This window comes from Duganella guangzhouensis, from assembly GCF_009674535.1.
In the GTDB taxonomy this organism is placed as follows: Bacteria; Pseudomonadota; Gammaproteobacteria; order Burkholderiales; family Burkholderiaceae_D; genus Rugamonas; species Rugamonas guangzhouensis.
Map to the genome: position 1 here is coordinate 494,743 of NZ_WKJK01000003.1, position 17,343 is coordinate 512,085.

16 protein-coding genes are annotated in these 17,343 nt (G+C 65.8%); 14 read left to right on the forward strand and 2 right to left on the reverse strand.

Going from position 1 to position 17,343, the window contains the following annotated elements; translation table 11 throughout:
- Positions 1-2 precede the first annotated feature (2 nt).
- The 9 genes from gmd to GJ699_RS08175 are packed head-to-tail and all read left to right on the forward strand — an operon-like array spanning position 3 to position 9,911.
- A complete protein-coding gene (gene gmd, locus GJ699_RS08135; RefSeq protein WP_154374892.1) occupies positions 3-1,181 on the forward strand; it encodes a GDP-mannose 4,6-dehydratase in 1,179 nt (392 codons plus the stop codon).
- Complete coding sequence (locus tag GJ699_RS08140; RefSeq protein ID WP_154374894.1) at positions 1,178-2,254, forward strand: GDP-L-fucose synthase family protein; 1,077 nt, start codon at positions 1,178-1,180, stop codon at positions 2,252-2,254. The genes gmd and GJ699_RS08140 overlap by 4 nt, the downstream gene beginning before the upstream one ends.
- A 12-nt stretch (positions 2,255-2,266) precedes the next feature.
- Positions 2,267-3,553 carry a lipopolysaccharide biosynthesis protein gene (locus GJ699_RS08145; protein ID WP_154374896.1) on the forward strand — a complete coding sequence of 429 codons (1,287 nt, stop codon included), beginning with the start codon at positions 2,267-2,269 and terminating at the stop codon, positions 3,551-3,553.
- Positions 3,528-4,448 (forward strand): glycosyltransferase family 2 protein, encoded by a 921-nt coding sequence (locus tag GJ699_RS08150; RefSeq protein WP_154374898.1) that lies wholly within the window; start codon positions 3,528-3,530, stop codon positions 4,446-4,448. The genes GJ699_RS08145 and GJ699_RS08150 overlap by 26 nt, the downstream gene beginning before the upstream one ends.
- Positions 4,429-5,751 (forward strand): O-antigen ligase family protein, encoded by a 1,323-nt coding sequence (locus tag GJ699_RS08155; RefSeq protein ID WP_154374900.1) that lies wholly within the window; start codon positions 4,429-4,431, stop codon positions 5,749-5,751. Before GJ699_RS08150 ends, GJ699_RS08155 begins: the two co-directional genes overlap by 20 nt.
- Positions 5,738-7,714 carry an acyltransferase family protein gene (locus GJ699_RS08160; protein ID WP_154374902.1) on the forward strand — a complete coding sequence of 659 codons (1,977 nt, stop codon included), beginning with the start codon at positions 5,738-5,740 and terminating at the stop codon, positions 7,712-7,714. The genes GJ699_RS08155 and GJ699_RS08160 overlap by 14 nt, the downstream gene beginning before the upstream one ends.
- Positions 7,692-8,876 (forward strand): glycosyltransferase, encoded by a 1,185-nt coding sequence (locus GJ699_RS08165; RefSeq protein WP_154374904.1) that lies wholly within the window; start codon positions 7,692-7,694, stop codon positions 8,874-8,876. The genes GJ699_RS08160 and GJ699_RS08165 overlap by 23 nt, the downstream gene beginning before the upstream one ends.
- Positions 8,866-9,630: a WecB/TagA/CpsF family glycosyltransferase gene (locus GJ699_RS08170; protein ID WP_154374906.1), complete on the forward strand. Its 765-nt coding sequence runs from the start codon at positions 8,866-8,868 to the stop codon at positions 9,628-9,630. The genes GJ699_RS08165 and GJ699_RS08170 overlap by 11 nt, the downstream gene beginning before the upstream one ends.
- Positions 9,627-9,911, forward strand: a complete 285-nt coding sequence (locus GJ699_RS08175) for a hypothetical protein (protein WP_154374908.1) — start codon at positions 9,627-9,629, stop codon at positions 9,909-9,911. The genes GJ699_RS08170 and GJ699_RS08175 overlap by 4 nt, the downstream gene beginning before the upstream one ends.
- Here the strand turns inward: GJ699_RS08175 and GJ699_RS34140 are convergent, their stop codons facing one another.
- Positions 9,912-12,434, reverse strand: coding sequence for a hypothetical protein (locus GJ699_RS34140; protein ID WP_195763492.1), 2,523 nt, complete (start codon positions 12,432-12,434; stop codon positions 9,912-9,914).
- Between the two features lie 428 nt (positions 12,435-12,862).
- Positions 12,863-13,591, reverse strand: coding sequence for a polysaccharide deacetylase family protein (locus GJ699_RS08185; protein ID WP_154374909.1), 729 nt, complete (start codon positions 13,589-13,591; stop codon positions 12,863-12,865).
- Positions 13,592-13,891: 300 nt separating this feature from the next.
- Between GJ699_RS08185 and GJ699_RS08190 the strand changes: the two genes are divergently transcribed.
- The 5 genes from GJ699_RS08190 (at position 13,892) to GJ699_RS08210 (ending at position 17,279) form a co-directional block, all read left to right on the forward strand.
- A complete protein-coding gene (locus GJ699_RS08190) occupies positions 13,892-14,674 on the forward strand; it encodes a Crp/Fnr family transcriptional regulator (protein WP_195763493.1) in 783 nt (260 codons plus the stop codon).
- Between the two features lie 42 nt (positions 14,675-14,716).
- Entirely contained in the window at positions 14,717-15,034 is a 318-nt protein-coding gene (locus GJ699_RS08195; RefSeq protein ID WP_154374913.1) for a hypothetical protein, read from the forward strand.
- An 83-nt stretch (positions 15,035-15,117) separates the two neighbouring features.
- A complete protein-coding gene (locus GJ699_RS08200) occupies positions 15,118-16,041 on the forward strand; it encodes a sensor domain-containing diguanylate cyclase (protein WP_195763494.1) in 924 nt (307 codons plus the stop codon).
- Positions 16,042-16,170: 129 nt separating this feature from the next.
- Positions 16,171-16,914, forward strand: a complete 744-nt coding sequence (locus GJ699_RS08205) for an SDR family oxidoreductase (RefSeq protein ID WP_154374917.1) — start codon at positions 16,171-16,173, stop codon at positions 16,912-16,914.
- A gap of 14 nt (positions 16,915-16,928) precedes the next feature.
- Entirely contained in the window at positions 16,929-17,279 is a 351-nt protein-coding gene (locus GJ699_RS08210; protein ID WP_154374919.1) for a putative quinol monooxygenase, read from the forward strand.
- Positions 17,280-17,343 lie beyond the last annotated feature (64 nt).

The window sequence follows — 17,343 nt, forward strand, 5'->3', positions numbered from 1 at the left end:
GAATGAATGACACGCCCATACTATCCGCGCTGGACAGCGCCACGCTGTTGCCGCAAGCCGCCAAAGTAGCGCTGATTACCGGCATCACCGGTCAAGACGGATCCTATCTGGCCGAGCTGCTGCTCGACAAGGGCTATGTGGTGCATGGCATCGTGCGCCGCACCTCCGGTCACAACACCGGCCGCATCGATCATCTGCTGGGCGCCAGCGACGCCGCCGGCGGCCGCCTGTACCTGCACGACGGCGACTTGATCGACGGCGCCTCGCTGCTGCGCATCATGGCGGCGGTGCGGCCGGACGAGGTCTACAACCTGGCCGCCCAAAGCCATGTCGCCAGCTCGTTCCAGGTGCCCGAGTACACCGCCCAGACCGACGCGCTGGGACCGTTGCGGCTGCTGGAGGCGATCCGCACGCTGGGCCTGACCCACCACACCCGCTTTTATCAGGCCTCCAGCTCGGAACTGTATGGCCAGACGCTGGTCTCGCCACAATCGGAAAGCACCGTGTTCGCGCCGCGCAGCCCGTACGCGGCGGCCAAGCTGTACGCCTACTGGATCACCGTCAATTACCGCGAGGCCTATGGCATCTACGCCTGCAACGGCATCCTGTTCAACCACGAATCGCCGCGCCGCGGCAGCGAGTTCGTGACGCGCAAGATCACCCTGGCGCTGGCCCGTATCGCCTGCGGCCAGCAGCAAACGCTGTTGCTCGGCAATCTGGCCGCGCTGCGCGACTGGGGCCACGCGCGCGATTACGTGGCGATGCAATGGCTGATGCTGCAGCAGCGCAGCGCGCGCGACTACGTCATCGCCACCGGCGTCCAATACAGCGTGCGCCACTTCGTCGAATCCGCCGCAAGCGAACTCGGCATGACGCTCGAATGGTCCGGCAGCGGCCTGCACGAGCGCGCCAGAATCTGCGCGCTGCAGGCCGGTTCGGCGGCGGCCGCGCATTGCCACCTCGGCCAGGTGGTGGCGCAGGTCGACCCGGCGCTGTTCCGCCCGACCGAGGTCGGTGCCCTGCTGGGCGACGCCAGCCTGGCGCGCCAGCAACTGGGCTGGGTGCCGCAACACAGCTTTGCGCAACTGGTGCGCGCCATGGTGCGGTCCGACCTGGCGCTGGCCATGAGCGCGCCGGCCGCCATTCCGGCGGCCGCCACTCACCAGGAGAATCTCGCATGAACCAATTCAGTCAACGGATTTTCGTCGCCGGCCACACCGGGCTGGTCGGCTCGGCGATCCTGCGCGCGCTGCGCCGCCAGGGCTATACCAACCTGCTGACCTGTTCGCGGGCCCAGCTCGACTTGACCGACCAGGCCCAGGTGCGCAGCCTGTTCAAGCGCGAATCGATCGACGTGGTCTACCTGGCCGCCGCCACCGTCGGCGGCATCCATGCCAACAACAGCTACCCGGCCGAATTCATCTACTCCAACATGGCGATCGAGGCCAATGTGATCCACGAGGCGTGGCGCCATGGCACCCAGAAGCTGCTATTCCTCGGCTCATCGTGCATCTACCCGCGGCTGGCGCCGCAACCGATCCCCGAGGCGGCGCTGCTGCACGGCGCGCTGGAACCGACCAACGAGCCTTACGCCATCGCCAAGATCGCCGGCATCAAGATCTGCGAAAGCTACAACCGCCAGTACGGCACCCGCTTCCGCAGCGTCATGCCGACCAATTTGTACGGGCCGGGCGACAACTACCATGCCGAGAACAGCCATGTGATCCCGGCCCTGATACGGCGCCTGCACGAGGCCAAACACAGCGGCGCCGGCGAGGTGCTGATCTGGGGCACCGGCGAGGCCCGCCGCGAGTTCCTGTATGTCGACGACCTGGCCGACGCCTGCCTGCACGTGATGAGCGTCAGCGAGGATTGCTACCGCAGCGTGACCAAGCCGATGGTGTCGCACCTGAACATCGGCAGCGGCGAGGAAATCACCATCGCCATGCTGGCGCAGCTGGTGGCGCAAGTGGTCGGCTACAGCGGCCGCCTGGTGTTTGACTTGACGCGCCCCGACGGCACGCCGCGCAAGCTGCTCGACAGCGCCAGCCTCGGCAAGCTGGGCTGGCGCGCCAGCGTGACGCTGGCGCGCGGCCTGCAGGAAACCTACCATAGTTTCCTGCGCGCCGAGCAGGCCGGCAGCCGCCAGCAGCCGGCGCGCGCGCTCGATCCGGTCTCGCGCCGGCTGCGCGGCCAGTTCCAGCCGGCGCCGTCGCTGGCGCACGCCTACGCCGACATGCGCGTGCCCTACTGAGCCCGGGTGCCCGTGTCGACCACCCGTGAGCACGCGGCGCGCGCCACCACACTGGCGGCGTTGCGCCGGCCGTTGCTCGTCAGCCTGACCAACCAGCTGCTCGGCAGCGGCGCCAATTTTCTGGTCGGGATCTATCTGGCGCGCAGCCTGGCGCTGGCCGAGTTTGGCCTGTACGGCATCTGCTACGGCCTCTGCACGCTGTATATCGGCGTCGGCAACGCCATGCTGCTGACCCAGATGACGGTCAGCATGGCGGGCCAGCCGCTCGCCGCCCAGGCCGCCTATGCCGGACGGGTGCTGGCCACCATCCTGCTGCTGGGCGGCACCGTGCTGCTGGCCGGCGCCGGCGCTGGCGTGGCGCTGTGGCTGTGGCTGGGCGCGGCGCCCTACCTGGGGCTGGTGGTGCCGGTGGCGCTGGCGGCGGCGCTGATGTTGTGCGGCGAGTTTTTCATCACCTATGCCTACATCCGCCATCACGAACGCGCCGCGTTGCTGGTCAATGCCGCCGCGCTGGTGGTGGTGGCGGGCGGACTGGCGGCGCTGCGCCTGCTCGGCCGCGCGCCCGACGCCGCCGACGTGCTGTTGCTGTATGCCGGCGGCAACGCGCTGGGGGCCGCGCTGGCCTACCTGAGCGCGCCGCTGGCGTGGCGCCAGCCGCTGCCGCAGCTGCGTGGCCACTGGCGCAGCGCCAGGGGCCACGGCGGCTGGTCGCTGGGCGGCGTGGCGATCAGTTGGGTGCAGGCGCAAAGCGCGACCTACACGCTGGCGGCGATGCTGGGGCCGGCCGGCGCCGGGCTGGCCAATCTGAGCCGCCTGTTCATCTCGCCGTTCACCTTCCTGGTGCCGGCGGTGAACAAGATCGCGCTGCCACGGCTGGCCGCGCTGCGCGCCAGCGATCCGCGCCGCATGCGCCGGCTGGCCACCCAGCTGGCGCTGGTGATGGTGCTGCTGGCGGCGTTGTACGCGCTGCTGCTGCTGTGCTGCCTGGGCTGGCTGGCGCCGTTGGTGCTGGGCCATCACGTGCCGCAGCTGCCGCAACTGGTGGCGGTGTGGTGCCTGGTGCTGCTGTTCCAGGTCGGGCGCAGCTGCGGCGCGCTGTTGTTGCAGACGCAAATGAAATTCCGCCAGCTGACGCTGATCACGCTGCCGTGCGCGGTGCTGGCGGTGAGCACGGCGGTGTTGCTGATGCGGCATTACCAGGCCGCCGGCGCCATCGCCGGCGTGCTGGCGGGCGAAGGCTTGCTGGCCCTACTTATCTGGAAGGAGATCGCGCATGGCGCCCGCACTGAATACCATTGACATCTGCATCGCCACCTATCGCCGGCCGGCCTTGCTGGGGGCGCTGCTGGCCGCGCTGGCGCTGCAGGACCGGCGCGGCATGGCGCTGCGCCTGATCGTGATCGACAACGACCAGCACGGCACGGCGCACGCGGCGGCCCAGGCCGGCGCCGCCCAGTGCGGCCTGCCGCTGCTGTACCAGATCGAGCCGCGGCAAAACATCGCGCTGGCGCGCAACCGCGCCCTGTGGCTGAGCGCGGCCGACTACATCGTCTTTATCGACGACGATGAAACCCCGGCGCCCGGCTGGCTGGCGGCGCTGCTGGACTGCTGCCGGCGCTGCGACGCCGACCTGGTGTTCGGCCCGGTCGACAGCGTGCTGCCGGCCGACGCGCCGGCCTGGGCCCACGCCTGTTTCAGCAAGCCGGCGCTGGCCACCGGCGCGCTGCTGCGCTATGGCGGCGCCGGCAACGTGCTGCTGCGGCGCAGCGTGCTGGCCCAGCCCGGCCTCTGGTTCGATCCCGGTTTCGGCCTGACCGGCGGCGAAGACCTGGATTGGTTTTACCGCCTGCACCTGGCCGGCAAGCGGCTGGTGTGGTGCGCCGAAGCCAGCGCCAGCGAGGCGGTGCCGGCGGCGCGGCTGCAACTGCGCTGGGCGCGCCGCCGCGCCTTCCGTGGCGGCCAGACCTATTACCGGGTGGTGGTGCGGCGCCGCCCGTGGCGCCGCCGCCTGCTGTGGTTTGGCGCCAAGGCGCTGCAACTGCTGCTCGGGCTGGCGCTGGCGCCGCTGCTGCGCTGCGCCAGCTATCCGGCCTTCGTGCGCTTGACGCTGCGCCTGGCCGGCGCCGCCGGCCAGCTGTCGCGCTGCCTGCTGCCCTACGATTACGAGGAATACCATGCGCGCCGGCAGGGTTGATCCGGCCGCCCGGCCCGACCGCTGGTGCGCCTGGCCGCTGCTGATCCTGATGGCCGCGTCCGGCCTGCCGATCAGCTACAGCCTGACCCCGAGCCGCATCATGGCGGTGGCCGACGTGGCCGAGCAGACCGCCGCCGCCGCGTCCAGCGCCAGCACCCTGGGCTCGCTCGGCAACCTGCTGCTGCTGGGCGGCTTGTACAGCTGGGCCGGGGCCCTGCTGCTGAGCCGGCCGCGCAGCGCGGCGGCGGTGCTGCTGCGCTGTTGGCCGCTGTTGCTGCTGATGGCGCTGCTGCTGAGCAGCGCGTTGTGGAGCTATCTGCCGGAAAAAGTCATGCTCAACGTGGTGCACAACAACGGCGTGCTGCTGATCGCGCTGTCGGCCGCGCTGCATTACCGCCACCAGCCCGCCAGCCTGCCGCAACAGCTGGGACTGGTGCTGGGCGCGAACATGCTGCTGCAGGTGGCGGCGGTGTTGCTGCTTCCCGGCTATGCCATCGATTGGCAGGGCCGGTGGCAAGGCTTGACCGTGCACCCGAATACGCTGGGCGGGCTCGGCTTCACCGCCTTCTGGGCCAACGCGGCGGCGCTCAGCGCCGGGCCGCCGCCGCCCTGCCCGCGCTGCCACTGGCTGGGCTGCGCGCTGTCGCTGCTGGCCATCGCCGGCGCCGACAGCGTCACCTCCAAGGTGTGCGCCGCGCTGGTGCTGCTGGTGCTGCTGAGCCTGCGCTGGCTGCGGCGCCGTGGCGCCGGCCGCCGCGACTATCTGCGGCTGCTGGCCGCCGCAGTGCTGCTGCTGGCGTTGCTGAAATTGCTGGCCGGCGCGGTCGACACCGAATGGCTGTACGCGCTGCTGGGCCGCAACAGCCAGCTGACCGGCCGCGACGAGGTGTGGCGCGACGCCTACCAGGCGATCGGCGCCCGTCCCCTGCTGGGCTGGAGTTTCGACGACCACGCCTACCTGATCGCCTCGGCCGGCATGCCGTATTCCAGCTACCACAACGGCGTGCTCGATCTGGCGGTCAACGGCGGCGGCGTGGCGGTGCTGCTGCTGGCGCTGCTGATGCTGAACTGGGCCGGCGCGATGCTGCAGCCGCGCCTGCTGGCGGCCAGGATCGCGCCGTACTCGGTGGCATTCGTGCTGGCCTATATGCTGCACAACCGGGCCGAAGCCTCGTATGTGTCGCCGCGCGGCCAGATGTGGGTGATTTTCCTGGCGCTGCTGTTGCTGGGCGCCTGCCGCCCGCCACGCCACGACGGCGCGCCCGCCCTCTACTTCGCGGAGCCCGGCCATGCAGCCCGCTGAGCGCCACGGCTACCGCGCCGACATCGACGGCCTGCGCGCACTGGCGGTGCTGGCGGTGATAGTCTTCCACCTGGCGCCGGGCTGGCTGCCGGGCGGCTTCGCCGGGGTCGATGCCTTCTTCGTCATCTCCGGCTACCTGATCACCCGGCTGATCACCGCCGCGCTCGAGCAGCGGCGCTGGCGCCTGGCCGACTTCTATCAGCACCGCATCATGCGGCTGCTGCCGGCCTACGCGCTGGTCAGCGCCGCCACGCTGGCGGCGGCCAGCTATCTGCTGATTCCCGACGACTACCTGTTTTACACCACCTCGCTGGCGGCCTCGTGGGCCTTCGTCTCCAACATCTTTTTCTCCATGCTCAGCTGGGGTTACTTCGGCCAGCGCGCCGAACAGTTCCCCTTGCTGCATACCTGGTCGCTATCGGTCGAGGAACAATTCTACTTTGCCTATCCGCTGCTGCTGATGCTGCTGCACCGGCACTGGCAGCGCTATCTGACGCCGCTGCTGGCGCTGCTGGCGCTGATCGCGCTGCTGTGCTCACAGTGGCAGGCGGATCAGGTCGGCAGCTATTTCCTGCTGCCCTATCGCGCCCACGAATTGCTGATCGGCGCGCTGATCGCGCGCGCGCTGGAACGCCACCCGCCCGGACCGCGCCAGGCCGGCGTTGCCGCGCTGGCCGGCTTGCTGCTGCTGGCCGGCTCGCTGCTGCTGTTGCGCCGCGAACTGCCGTTCCCGGGCCTGTATTCGCTGCCGCCGTGCCTGGGCGCGGCGCTGCTGCTGTACGGCGGCGCCCGCGCCAATCCGGTCTCCGCGCTGCTGGGGCGCGCGCCGCTGGTCGCCATCGGCCTGATGTCGTATTCGCTGTATCTGTGGCATTGGCCGGTGCTGTCGCTGCTGCGCTATCGCCACATCGCGCTGGATGGCGCCGCCGGGGTGGCGGTGCTGGCCTTGATCTTCGCGCTGTCCTGGCTGACGTGGCGCTATGTCGAACTGCCGCTGCGCCGGCGCCGCCTGTCGCTGCGCGCCAGCGCGCTGCGCTACTATGCGGCGCCGGCCGCCGCCTGCCTGGCGGTCGGGCTGTACTCCTATGCCAGCGACGGCGCGCCGCAGCGCTTCGCCGCCGACGCCCGCGAACTGCTGGCCAGCTATTCCTATGAGCGCGACCTGGGCGGCGCCTGCGCGCTGCGCAGCGGCGTCGCCGCCACCGTCACCGCGGCCTATCTGCGGCGCCACTGCGGGTTCGGCGCGCCAGCCGAGGTCGGCGTGCGGCCGGCGGTGCTGCTGTATGGCGACTCGCACGCCCACCATTTCAAGCCGTTTGTCGAGCAGTTGGCGCGCCAGGCCGGCTGGCGCGCGGTGTACCACATCGCCGGCAGTTGCGAACCGTTCGACCTGGCCGAGCCCGGCGCTGCGGCCACCGTCTGCCAGCGCCGCAACGCCGACATGCTGCTGCTGGCGCGCCAGTATCGCTATGTGGTGCTGGCCGGACGCTGGCAATACCGCAGCCAGGAAGCCTTGTTCGCGCGCCGCCTGCGCCAGGTGGCGCAGGCGCTGGACGGCGGCCACACCACGCTGGTGCTGTTCAAGGACAATCCCTCGACCGATGCCGACCTGTCGCGCTGCGTGCTGTTCCGCCGCCGTGGCTGGCTGCCCGCCGGCAGCGACTGCGACTTCCGCTACGCCGATGTGCAAGCCGCGCAGGGCTCGATGGACCGCGAAATCGACCGCCTGCAAACGGCCATGCCGCAGGTGCGGGTGATCAACGCCAAACGCGTGATGTGCGACCAGCAGCGCTGCCTGACGGCGATCGGCAACACCGCGCTGTACAAGGATGGCAATCACTTGAACGCGCCGGCGGCGCGGCTGCTGGCCGAGCGCTATCTGGCGCTGGCGGCCAACCCGCTGGCGCCGTCCCCGGAATCCACTGAAAAGAGGCCAGTCGATGCGCGTGCTGATCGTCCATAACCGCTACCAGTTGCGCGGTGGCGAAGACGTGGTGGCCGAGGCCGAGGCGGCACTGCTGCGCGCCAACGGCGTCGAGGTCCAGGTTTACCAGCGCAGCAACGACGAGCTGCGCGACATGTCGGCGGCGCAGGCGGCGCTAAGCACCATCTGGTCGCGGCGCGCGGCGCGCGAGATCGCCGATCTGTGCCAGCAACGGCGCCCCGACCTGATCCACTTCCACAATACCTTCCCGCTTGTCTCGGCCGCCCCCTACTGGACGGCGGCGGCGCGCGGCATCCCGGTGGTGCAAACGCTGCACAACTTCCGCCTGCTGTGCCCGCAGGCGATGTTGCTGCGTGACGGCCGGCCGTGCCACGACTGCGTCGGCCGGCTGCCATGGCGCGCCGTGGCCCATCGCTGCTACCGCGACTCGCTGCTGCAATCCGGGGTGGCGGCCGGCGCGCTGGTGGCGCACCGGCTGCTCGGCAGCTACCGCCACCGGGTGCAGGCGTATATCGCGCTGAGCCAGTTCAGCCGCCTGCAATATCTGGCCGGCGGCTTGCCGCCGCAACGCCTCCACGTCAAGCCCAACTTCGTGCCCGATCACGCCGCGTCGCAACAACAACAGCAGCAACAGCAACGCGACGGCGGCCTGTTCGTGGGCCGGCTGTCGGCCGAGAAAGGCGTGGCCACGCTGATCGCCGCCAGCGCCCTGCTGGGCCAACACGCCGGCCCGCTGCGGGTGGTGGGCGACGGTCCGCTGGCCGAGGCCGTCGCGCAGGCGGCGCAACTCGACTATCTGGGGCCGCGCAGCGCGCCGCAGGTACAGGACCTGATGCGCGGCAGCAGCTTTCTGGTCGCGCCCAGCACTTGCCTGGAAACCTTCGGGCTGGCGGCGGTGGAAGCCTTCGCGGCCGGCTTGCCGGTGATCGCCAGCGGCCACGGCGGACTGGGCGAGTTGATTCAGGATGGCGTCACCGGCCTGCATGTGCGGCCGGGCGACGCCGCCGACCTGGCCAGCGCCATCGGCTGGGCGCGGCGCCATCCGGCCGCCATGCTGGCGATGGGCCGCGCCGCCCGCGCCCGCTATCTGGAGCACTACACGCCGCAGCGCAATTTCGCGCTGCTGCACGCCATCTACCAACACGTTTTATCCCTGCCAGGAGCCCGCCATGTCGCGTAAACGCCAACTTGTTCTTCAGACCAAAATCGATGTGCTGACCTGGGAAGCGGCGCTGCAACGCCTGCTTGAATGGGGCCGCAACCACGATCGCCGCTATGCCTGCATGTGTAATGTGCACTCGGTGGTCACCGCCGCCTACGACGCCGAATTCCAGAGCATCCTCAATCAGGCCGACCTGGCCACGCCGGACGGCGCGCCGATCGCCTGGGCGGTGCGCCATTTCAGCGGCCAGCCGCAGGCGCGCGTCAACGGGCCGGACTTGATGTGGAAGGCGCTGGCCGCCGCCGCCAAGGCCGGGATTTCGGTGTATTTCTACGGCAGCAGCCCGGCCACGCTGGCGGCGCTGGGCGCCGCCAGCCAGCGCGACTTCCCGGGCCTGCGCCTTGCCGGCAGCGCGGCGCCGCCATTCCGGGCGCCGACGCGCGAGGAGGAACTGGCCGATATCGCGCGCATCAATCACAGCGGCGCCGGGCTGGTGTTTATCAGTCTCGGCTGTCCCAAGCAGGAACGCTGGATGGCGCGCAATTGCGCGCTGGTGGCGGCGCCGCTGATCGGCGTCGGCGCCGCCTTCGACTACCACGCCGGCACGCTCAAACGCGCGCCGCTGTGGTGGCAGCAACATGGATTGGAATGGTTGTATCGGCTGGGGCGCGAACCGCGCCGGCTGGCCGGACGCTATCTGGTCGGCAATAGCCTGTTCGTGCTGGGTTTGCTGCGCCAGATGCTGCGGCAGCGTCCCGTCAAACGGCCATGAACCAGCCGCCCGACTCCGAGGAGCGCGAGTACAGTCCGGCCCGGCTGCTGGACGTGCTGGTGGCCAGGCTGCGCCTGAAAAATGATGCCGCCCTGTCCCGCCTGCTTGGGGTGGAGGCGCCCACCATCAGCAAAATCCGTCACAAGCGGCTGCGGGTCGGGGCGGCGATGTTGTTGCGCATGCACGAGGTGAGCAACCTCAGCATTGATGAACTGCGCGCCCTGATGGGCGACCGGCGCGCGCGCATGCGCTTACCGGGCGCCCTGGGGCAACAGCGCTGACTAGTCGGCGTTGCGCAGTGGATGCGGGTAGGTGAACGGCGTGTAGCCGGGCTTGGCGCTGAGGAAGTAATCGCGGTTCAATCCGATCGACGACGGGCAAGTGTTATCGATGCCGTTCGTGGTGTAGCCATTCGACGAATTGTTGGCGTTGTTCCAGATGTACAGCGAACGGATCTGGTCGGCACCGGCATAGGCGCCGCAGCTGAAGCCCTCGGTCATCAGCTCGATGGTGCGGCTGATGGTGGCGGTCGCGGTGTTATTGAAGATCACGCCATCGCCGCCCCGGATGCCAATCGCGGTGCGCTGCAGGCCGCCGGTGATATTGGTCGAGTAGTCGTTGTTGTAGATCTCATAGCTGCGCGAACCGCGTGGCGAGGACGACACGCCGTGCGCATCGGTCATGGCGTAGTCCTTGGCCGCATCGGTGCCGACCACCTTGTTATAGCGGAACACGTAGACCGAGCCGTTGTTGGACGCGATATTGTGGCGATTGCCCGAGAAGCTATTGCTTTCGACGAACACCGCATTGGCCGAGCCCAGGTCAAGCGCCGGCCACGCGCCGCCACCATACACCACCACGCCATAGCCCAGGTTCTTCAAGTCCGCGCTGTAGTTGTTGATGAAGTTGTTGTTGTAGATGACGCCGCGCTGATTGGCGGCGTCGCCCACGTAGACCGCGCTGAACACGAAGTTCTTGAAGGTCGAGTCGTAGACGCGGAAGTCGCGGCAGCCGTTCAGCAGCCCCAGCCCCTTGTCCTGGATCGCGCCGTTACCATTGCCGATCAACGTCATGCCGGAGAACGCGGCCGCCGCGCCATTGCTGCAATCGATCGCCACCAGATAACTGGTGTTGGACACGGCGCCGACCCGGCGAATCGTGGTCTTATCCTGCCCCGCGCCTTGCAGATGCAGGCCGGCCGGCAGGTTCAGCTGCTGAGTGCCCCAGCTGCAATCGCCAGCCGGGATCGCCACGGTCATGCCCTTGCTGGCGGTATTCACCGCGGCGCTGACGTCGGCATAGCCGCAGCTCTTGGCGGTGCGGTCGGCGCTGACGATCGGCGCCGGGGTCGGCGTCGGGGTCGGAGTTGGCGTGGTGCTTGCCTTGCAGGTGTAGGGACTCCAGAAATAAGTGCTGATGACCGGATCCCAGCCTGGATTGGCGTGCGTGGCTTGATAGAACAGGCCCTTGTAGCGGACGATCGCGCCGACCGCGTAGTTGGTGCCCGACACGTGCTCGGGGTAATCGCAGGTTGGCGCCGGGGTGCTGGTGCCGGGACCGGGGCTGGCCAGCGCGCGCGCCGGATGCGGATAGGCGTACGCGGTGTAGCCGGTGCGGGTGGTCAGGAAGTAATCCCGGTTCAGCGCCACCGACGACGGACAATTATTCGCGATGCCGCCGCTGGCATAGCTGGTATTGCCGATCGTATTGCCCCAGATGTACAGCGAGCGGACCTGATCGGCGCCAGGATATTTGCCGCAGGTGAAGCCGGCGGTGCTGATCTCGACGCCACGGCTGATGGTGGCTGGAATCACGTTGTTGAAAATCACGCCATCGCCGCCGCCAACGCCGATCGCGGTGCGGGCCAGGCCGCTGAGGCCGGAAGCCTGGTAGGTGTTGGCGTAAATCTCATAGCTGCGCGTGCCGTGGGTGGCGCTGCTCAAGCCCTGGACATCGGTCATGTAAAAGTCTTTCGTGGCGTCGGTCGCGGCAATGGTGTTATACCGGAACACATAGCTTGCCCCATTGGTCGAGGACACGCTTTGACGATTGCCGGAAAAACTATTATCTTCCACGTAGACCGCGTTGACCGAACCCAGGCTGAGCGCCGGCCAGGCGCCGCCGCCCGAGACCAGCACCCCAAAGCCCAGATCCTTCAGGTCGGGACTGTAGTTGTCAACAAAGCGGTTTTGCGCGATCACGCCGCGCTGATTGGCGGCATCGCCAACATAGACCGCCGCATGGACGAAATTCTTGAAGGTCGAGGCCGTCACCTTGAAGCCGGCGCAGCCCTTCAACAAGCCGAGGCCGCTGTCCTGGATCGAGCCCTTGCGGTTGCCGACCAGCGTCATGGCGGAGAAATCGGCGACCTTGCCGTTGGAGCAATCGTAAGCCACCAGATAGGTGTCGCGGCCGACCGCGCCCACCCGGCTGATGACGGTGGCATCCTGGCCGGCGCCGCGCAGATACACGCCGGCCGGCACATTCAACTGCTGGGTACCCCAGCTGCAACTGCCGGCCGGGATCTGCACTGTCATGCCGCTACTGGCCGACTTGACGGCCGCTTGCACGTCGTTGAAGCCGCAGCTGGCCGCGTTCACCGACTTCGCCACGGTGGTCACGGTGGTCGCCGCGCTCAGCGTCTGCGCCTGGGTGGCGCTGGTGGTCTCCGCCAACAGCAGATTTTGCTGCCCGGCCGTGTCGGCCGTGCTGCCGGCGCCGCCGCCGCATGCCGCCAGGGCGGCCAAGGCGGCCGACGACAGGGCCACGCCGCCACGGCGGGCAAATAAAGTCAAATCTATCATTTGAAATTCCCTTGTAGAAATAAATAAAATACTTTCCGACGTAGCCGCCTTTTGTTGTGCGGCAATATTAGGTCAGTGTATTTTGATTCCACAAGGAAAATTTCAAATTAGCAATTTTCCATGGAATAGTTTCACTTCAAAAAAAATGAAATAATTCCATGCCAAAATGTCCTATACAATTTCCTTTTTCCATGGCGTTTATCTTATTCTCAGTTCCACGAATTAATATTTCTTTTAATCTGTTCCCCATGAGAAATCCATTTATTCACATACCATCGATTAATTTATTATTATTTAATAAATTAATTATGGAATATTCAACAACCTTTCCGTGACAACTAGTTTTTAAGCGCAGAAAAAATTTTTGACAATATTTCTCCCGCGCTTAAAAAGCGGTATTCAAAAATTAATAATAACTAAATGAAAATTTAGTCAGAAAAATAATGCGCCGCCAATTGCGCATTGGTCCAGCGCTGGGCGGGCGACACGGCACCGGCCACATGGCGCAGGAAACCATCCAGCGCGTCCCAAGCCGCCATCTGCTCGATATCGATACTGTGCAACCACAAATGGAATACGCCGCCGCGCGCCAGCGCCTGGTCCAGCATGGCGTGCAGCCGGCCTTGCCATTGCCGCCGCCGCAAGCCATCCAACAATAACGGCGCGCGCCGCATCCAGTGGCCACCGCGCAGGAAGTTGCGCAGATAGACCGCGCGGCCGTGCGCATAGAACTGACAGCTGGTCGCCAGTTCAAAGCGGCCGGGACCGGGGTCCAAATGCAGATTGCGGGTGGTGCGCGCATAGTGAAAACCCGCCGCCCGCACCATTTGCAGGTGCACCGGCCGGTACTTCCCGCCGGGATAACAGAAGCCCGTCACCCCACGCCCGAGGATTTGCTCCAGCGCACGCTTGCCCTGCTGGATCTGGAACCGCGCCTGCTGATCATCCAGACGGTTCAAAAAACAATGGTCATGGGTATGCGAGCCGATCTCAAATCCCTGCGCCAGCTCGCGCATCTGGGCGCCCTGCAATACCGGCCATCCCTCCACATTATTAATGGGGAGATAAAACGTCGCGTTGACTCCGTGCCGCGCCAGATATTGCGCCAGCCGCATATCGGCGGGATGGCCATCATCCACTGAACAGCTAAATATCATATCGAAAACTCCCTTTTGATAGTTAATTACTTACAAGATTGTAGTTTTGACACGGAACCGTGCACGATATATTGCATTCGTTGTGACTTTTATCATGAGAATTATCAGAAAGACTCGCAACTTCCGGTAATTTGCAGATCAGTCTGATACTCTAATTAAGCATTGTCCTATTGACACTGCTGCTTTTTTCCTTACTTAATTTTTCCCCGTATTCAACATCGTCGTTCTCATGGTCATTCATTTAGTGCCCGATTGCGGTATCCGGTATTCCGCGAGTTTGTTTAATATCAGGAGATGTCAATGTTTTCTATGCAGGAACTTTTTTTAGATGCGAAGTCCAGCGCGGACGAACCCCCGCCTGTGGCGCCAGCGCCAGCAGCTCCTCTGCATTCCTCGTCGCTGACCGAGCTGTGCACACTACTCAACATCAGCGCCGACATACGCCACCACCACCACTTCCGGTTTCATCACGTGCGGCTGCGCCGCGATCAGCAGCTTTATCAGACTGGTCAGCCGTGCCTGCAGCTTTACGCCGTCAAGACCGGTTTTCTGAAAGCCACACTGACTGCCGACGCCAAGCGCCCGCCGGTGGTCGGCTTTCCCATGCGCGCCTCGCTGGTCGGGGTTGAAGGCATCGCCTCCGGCCACCATACGGTCGACGTGACGGCGTTGACGGATTGCGAACTGGTCGTCATTCCGCTCGACACCCTGGCCCTGCTCAGCCGCGACTGCGTCGGTCTGAGCCGGAGCATGTGCCTGGTCATGGCCGGCGAGCTGGCGCGCGAACTGTCGGTGAGCAAGCGCCGTGGCTTGAGCGCCAAAGCCAGAATCGGCCGCTTCCTGCTGGACTGGTCGGAACGCTTCGCCAGCATGGGCTACGCGCGCAACGTCTTCAATCTGCCGATGTCGCGCGGCGACATGGGCAGTTACCTGGGCATGGCGCAGGAGACCGCCACCCGCGCCCTGCTCGCATTGGAAGAAGATGGCTTGATCAGCATCAACCACCGTACCGTCTGCATTCATGACCGGCAGGTGCTGCTGACCTTAAAGCGAATGCCGCGCCAACGCCATTCACCGGATTGACGCGCCATCATGTCCACCGCCTGGATCACATTCAGTAGAGCGATGAAGCACCTGGCTGGCCCCGGCGACCAGCGGGAGCGTCTGGCTCACGCCTGTAGCGCCGACATGCTGCACATGAAGCGCAAAGAAATTCCGCAGGAAGTGCGGGCGGAATTTGACGCCTTGCTTCACCTCGTCGGCAAAAGCTGGACCGCACCGGCAACCGCCCCCACCGGTGCCACGCTGGTGCGCGCCCTCAACGACGCGCAGATCGCCCAGGCCGCCATCAAGGTCATGGTGATCTACGACCAGTTAACCCGCTATCAGCCGACCTGCACCATGCCGTTCACGCCGTCACATGACCCGAAAACCGGCGAATAGCCGCGAAGTGACAATCAGCAAAAATCTTATCTGGAGGACAGGGCACGATGCTGATTTCAATGGATCACAATGGAAGGCAAACCATGCTGCCATTTATCCCTACCCAAGCGGTCGCACAGCAGCCATTGCTGGCCAAGGCGCTTGCCGCCACCGGAACGCCAGCGCTGCTGGCCGACGCCCATGGCAAGATCATCTGGGTCAACCACGCGTTTGTCGCCTTCAGCGGCGACGCCGAGCACGAACTGCTGGGCAGGCAGGCGCCGATCCTGCGCGATGGCAAGCGCGACAGCAGCGACTATGCGCGCGCCTGGCGCGCATTGCAGCGCGGCCACGAATTGCACAATGAAGTGATCGGCGCGCATCGCAACGGCAGCCGCTATACGGTCGAGGAATTCATCACCCCGCTGTTTGACGATGACGGCGTGATCACGCATTTCTTCGTGATACGGCATGACATCACACAGCGCACCCAGCACAGCGAACACATCCAGCACCTGGCGGACCACGATGATTTAACCGGCTTGCTGAACCGTAGCAAGTTCCGCAAGGAATTGGCCAGCGCCATCGGCCATGCCCGGCACAGTCCGCGCACGCTGGCCACGCTGTTTATCGACCTCGATCATTTCAAGCCGGTCAACGACCAGCTGGGGCACGACGTCGGCGATCTGCTGCTGGCGGCGGTCGCCCACCGGCTGCGCAACGCGGTGCGCACCGGCGACCATATCGCGCGTTTCGGTGGCGATGAATTTGCGGTGTTGTTGATCGACCTGCCGGAAGCCAGCATGGCGGAAGCGCTGGCGGCGAAACTGCTGGCGGCGCTGAGCCGGCCCTTCACCCTGCAGAGCCATCGCGTCACCATCAGCGCCAGCATCGGCGTCGCCATCCACCCGCGCGATGGCCAGGATGCGCGCACGCTGCTGCTCAAAGCCGACCGTTCCATGTACCGCATCAAGCACAGCGGTGGTAACGGCGTCGGGCTCTGGCCACTCAGCAACGGCGCCAAATAAACCCTCAACCAACCGAACTTTATTTGATACCAATGGTTGAAACTGAATATGCGAATTACCGGCTACCGCTCGGGTAATGGTGCGACCATACTGTGTTCATCAACCAACCACTTCGTAAGGGAACACATCATGAGCTCCAATCTGAACGGTAAAGTCGCTTTCATCAACGGTGGTTCGCGCGGCATCGGCGCCGCCAGCGCCCGCCGCCTGGCACGCGAAGGCGCTACGGTCGCCATCGGCTATGCCTCGTCGGCCAGCGCCGCCGAAGCGCTGGTAGAGGAAATCAAAGCCAGCGGCGGCACCGCCATCGCCGTCAAAGCCGACGCCACGGACGCCACGGCGCTGACCCAAGCCATCGACGGCGTCGCCGCCCAATTCGGCCGCCTGGATATCCTGCTGAACAGCGCCGGAATACTGCTTATGGGGTCGGTCGACCAGTTCTCGCTGGCCGATTTCGACCAAACCGTGGCGGTCAACGTCCGCGCCGTCTTCGTCGCAAGCAAAGCCGCCGCCGCCCATATGAAAGATGGCGGCCGCATCATCAACATCGGCAGCACCAATGCCCAGCGCATGCCGTTCGCCGGCGGTGCCGCCTACGCCATGAGCAAAGCCGCGCTGACCGGCCTGGTCAAAGGCCTGGCGCGCGACCTGGGCGCGCGCGGCATCACGGTCAACAACGTGTCGCCTGGTCCGATCGATACCGACATGAATCCGGCCAACGGTGATTTCGCCGCCGCCCTGCACGGCCTGATGGCGATCCCGCGCCACGGCCATGCCGACGAGATCGCGGCGATGGTGGCCTATCTGGCCGGCCCGGAAGCTGGGTTCATCACCGGCGCCGACCTGCTGATCGACGGTGGCTTCGCCGCGTAACTTAAGGAGTCATCATGCCTACCCCATCCCGTTTAACCTTCATCGTGCACCTGCCCGCCAAACCGGAACGCTATGCGGAGCTGGAAGCCGGCGTGCGCCAGGTATTGACCGATATGTCGCACGAACCGGACTTCATCGAGTGCACCCTGCATCGTTCGCAAAACGATCCCAACACGCTGGTGGTGTATGAAAGCTGGAGCTGCGATCGCGAATACTTCCTGCAACATCACTTGCCGCGCCACTATCGCGCCGACTTCGAACGCGAGCTGCCCGGCCGCCTGGCCGCCGAGCGCCGCATTGAATTCCTCGACGCCGTCTCGCCGGCCCTGCAACTGCGCGCAACCAGCCTTCCGGAAGAGGAGTGACACCCCCTATCTAGCGTAACAATTAGGCGGACGTCATCCTATGCTAGCGGGTCAACAATCACTT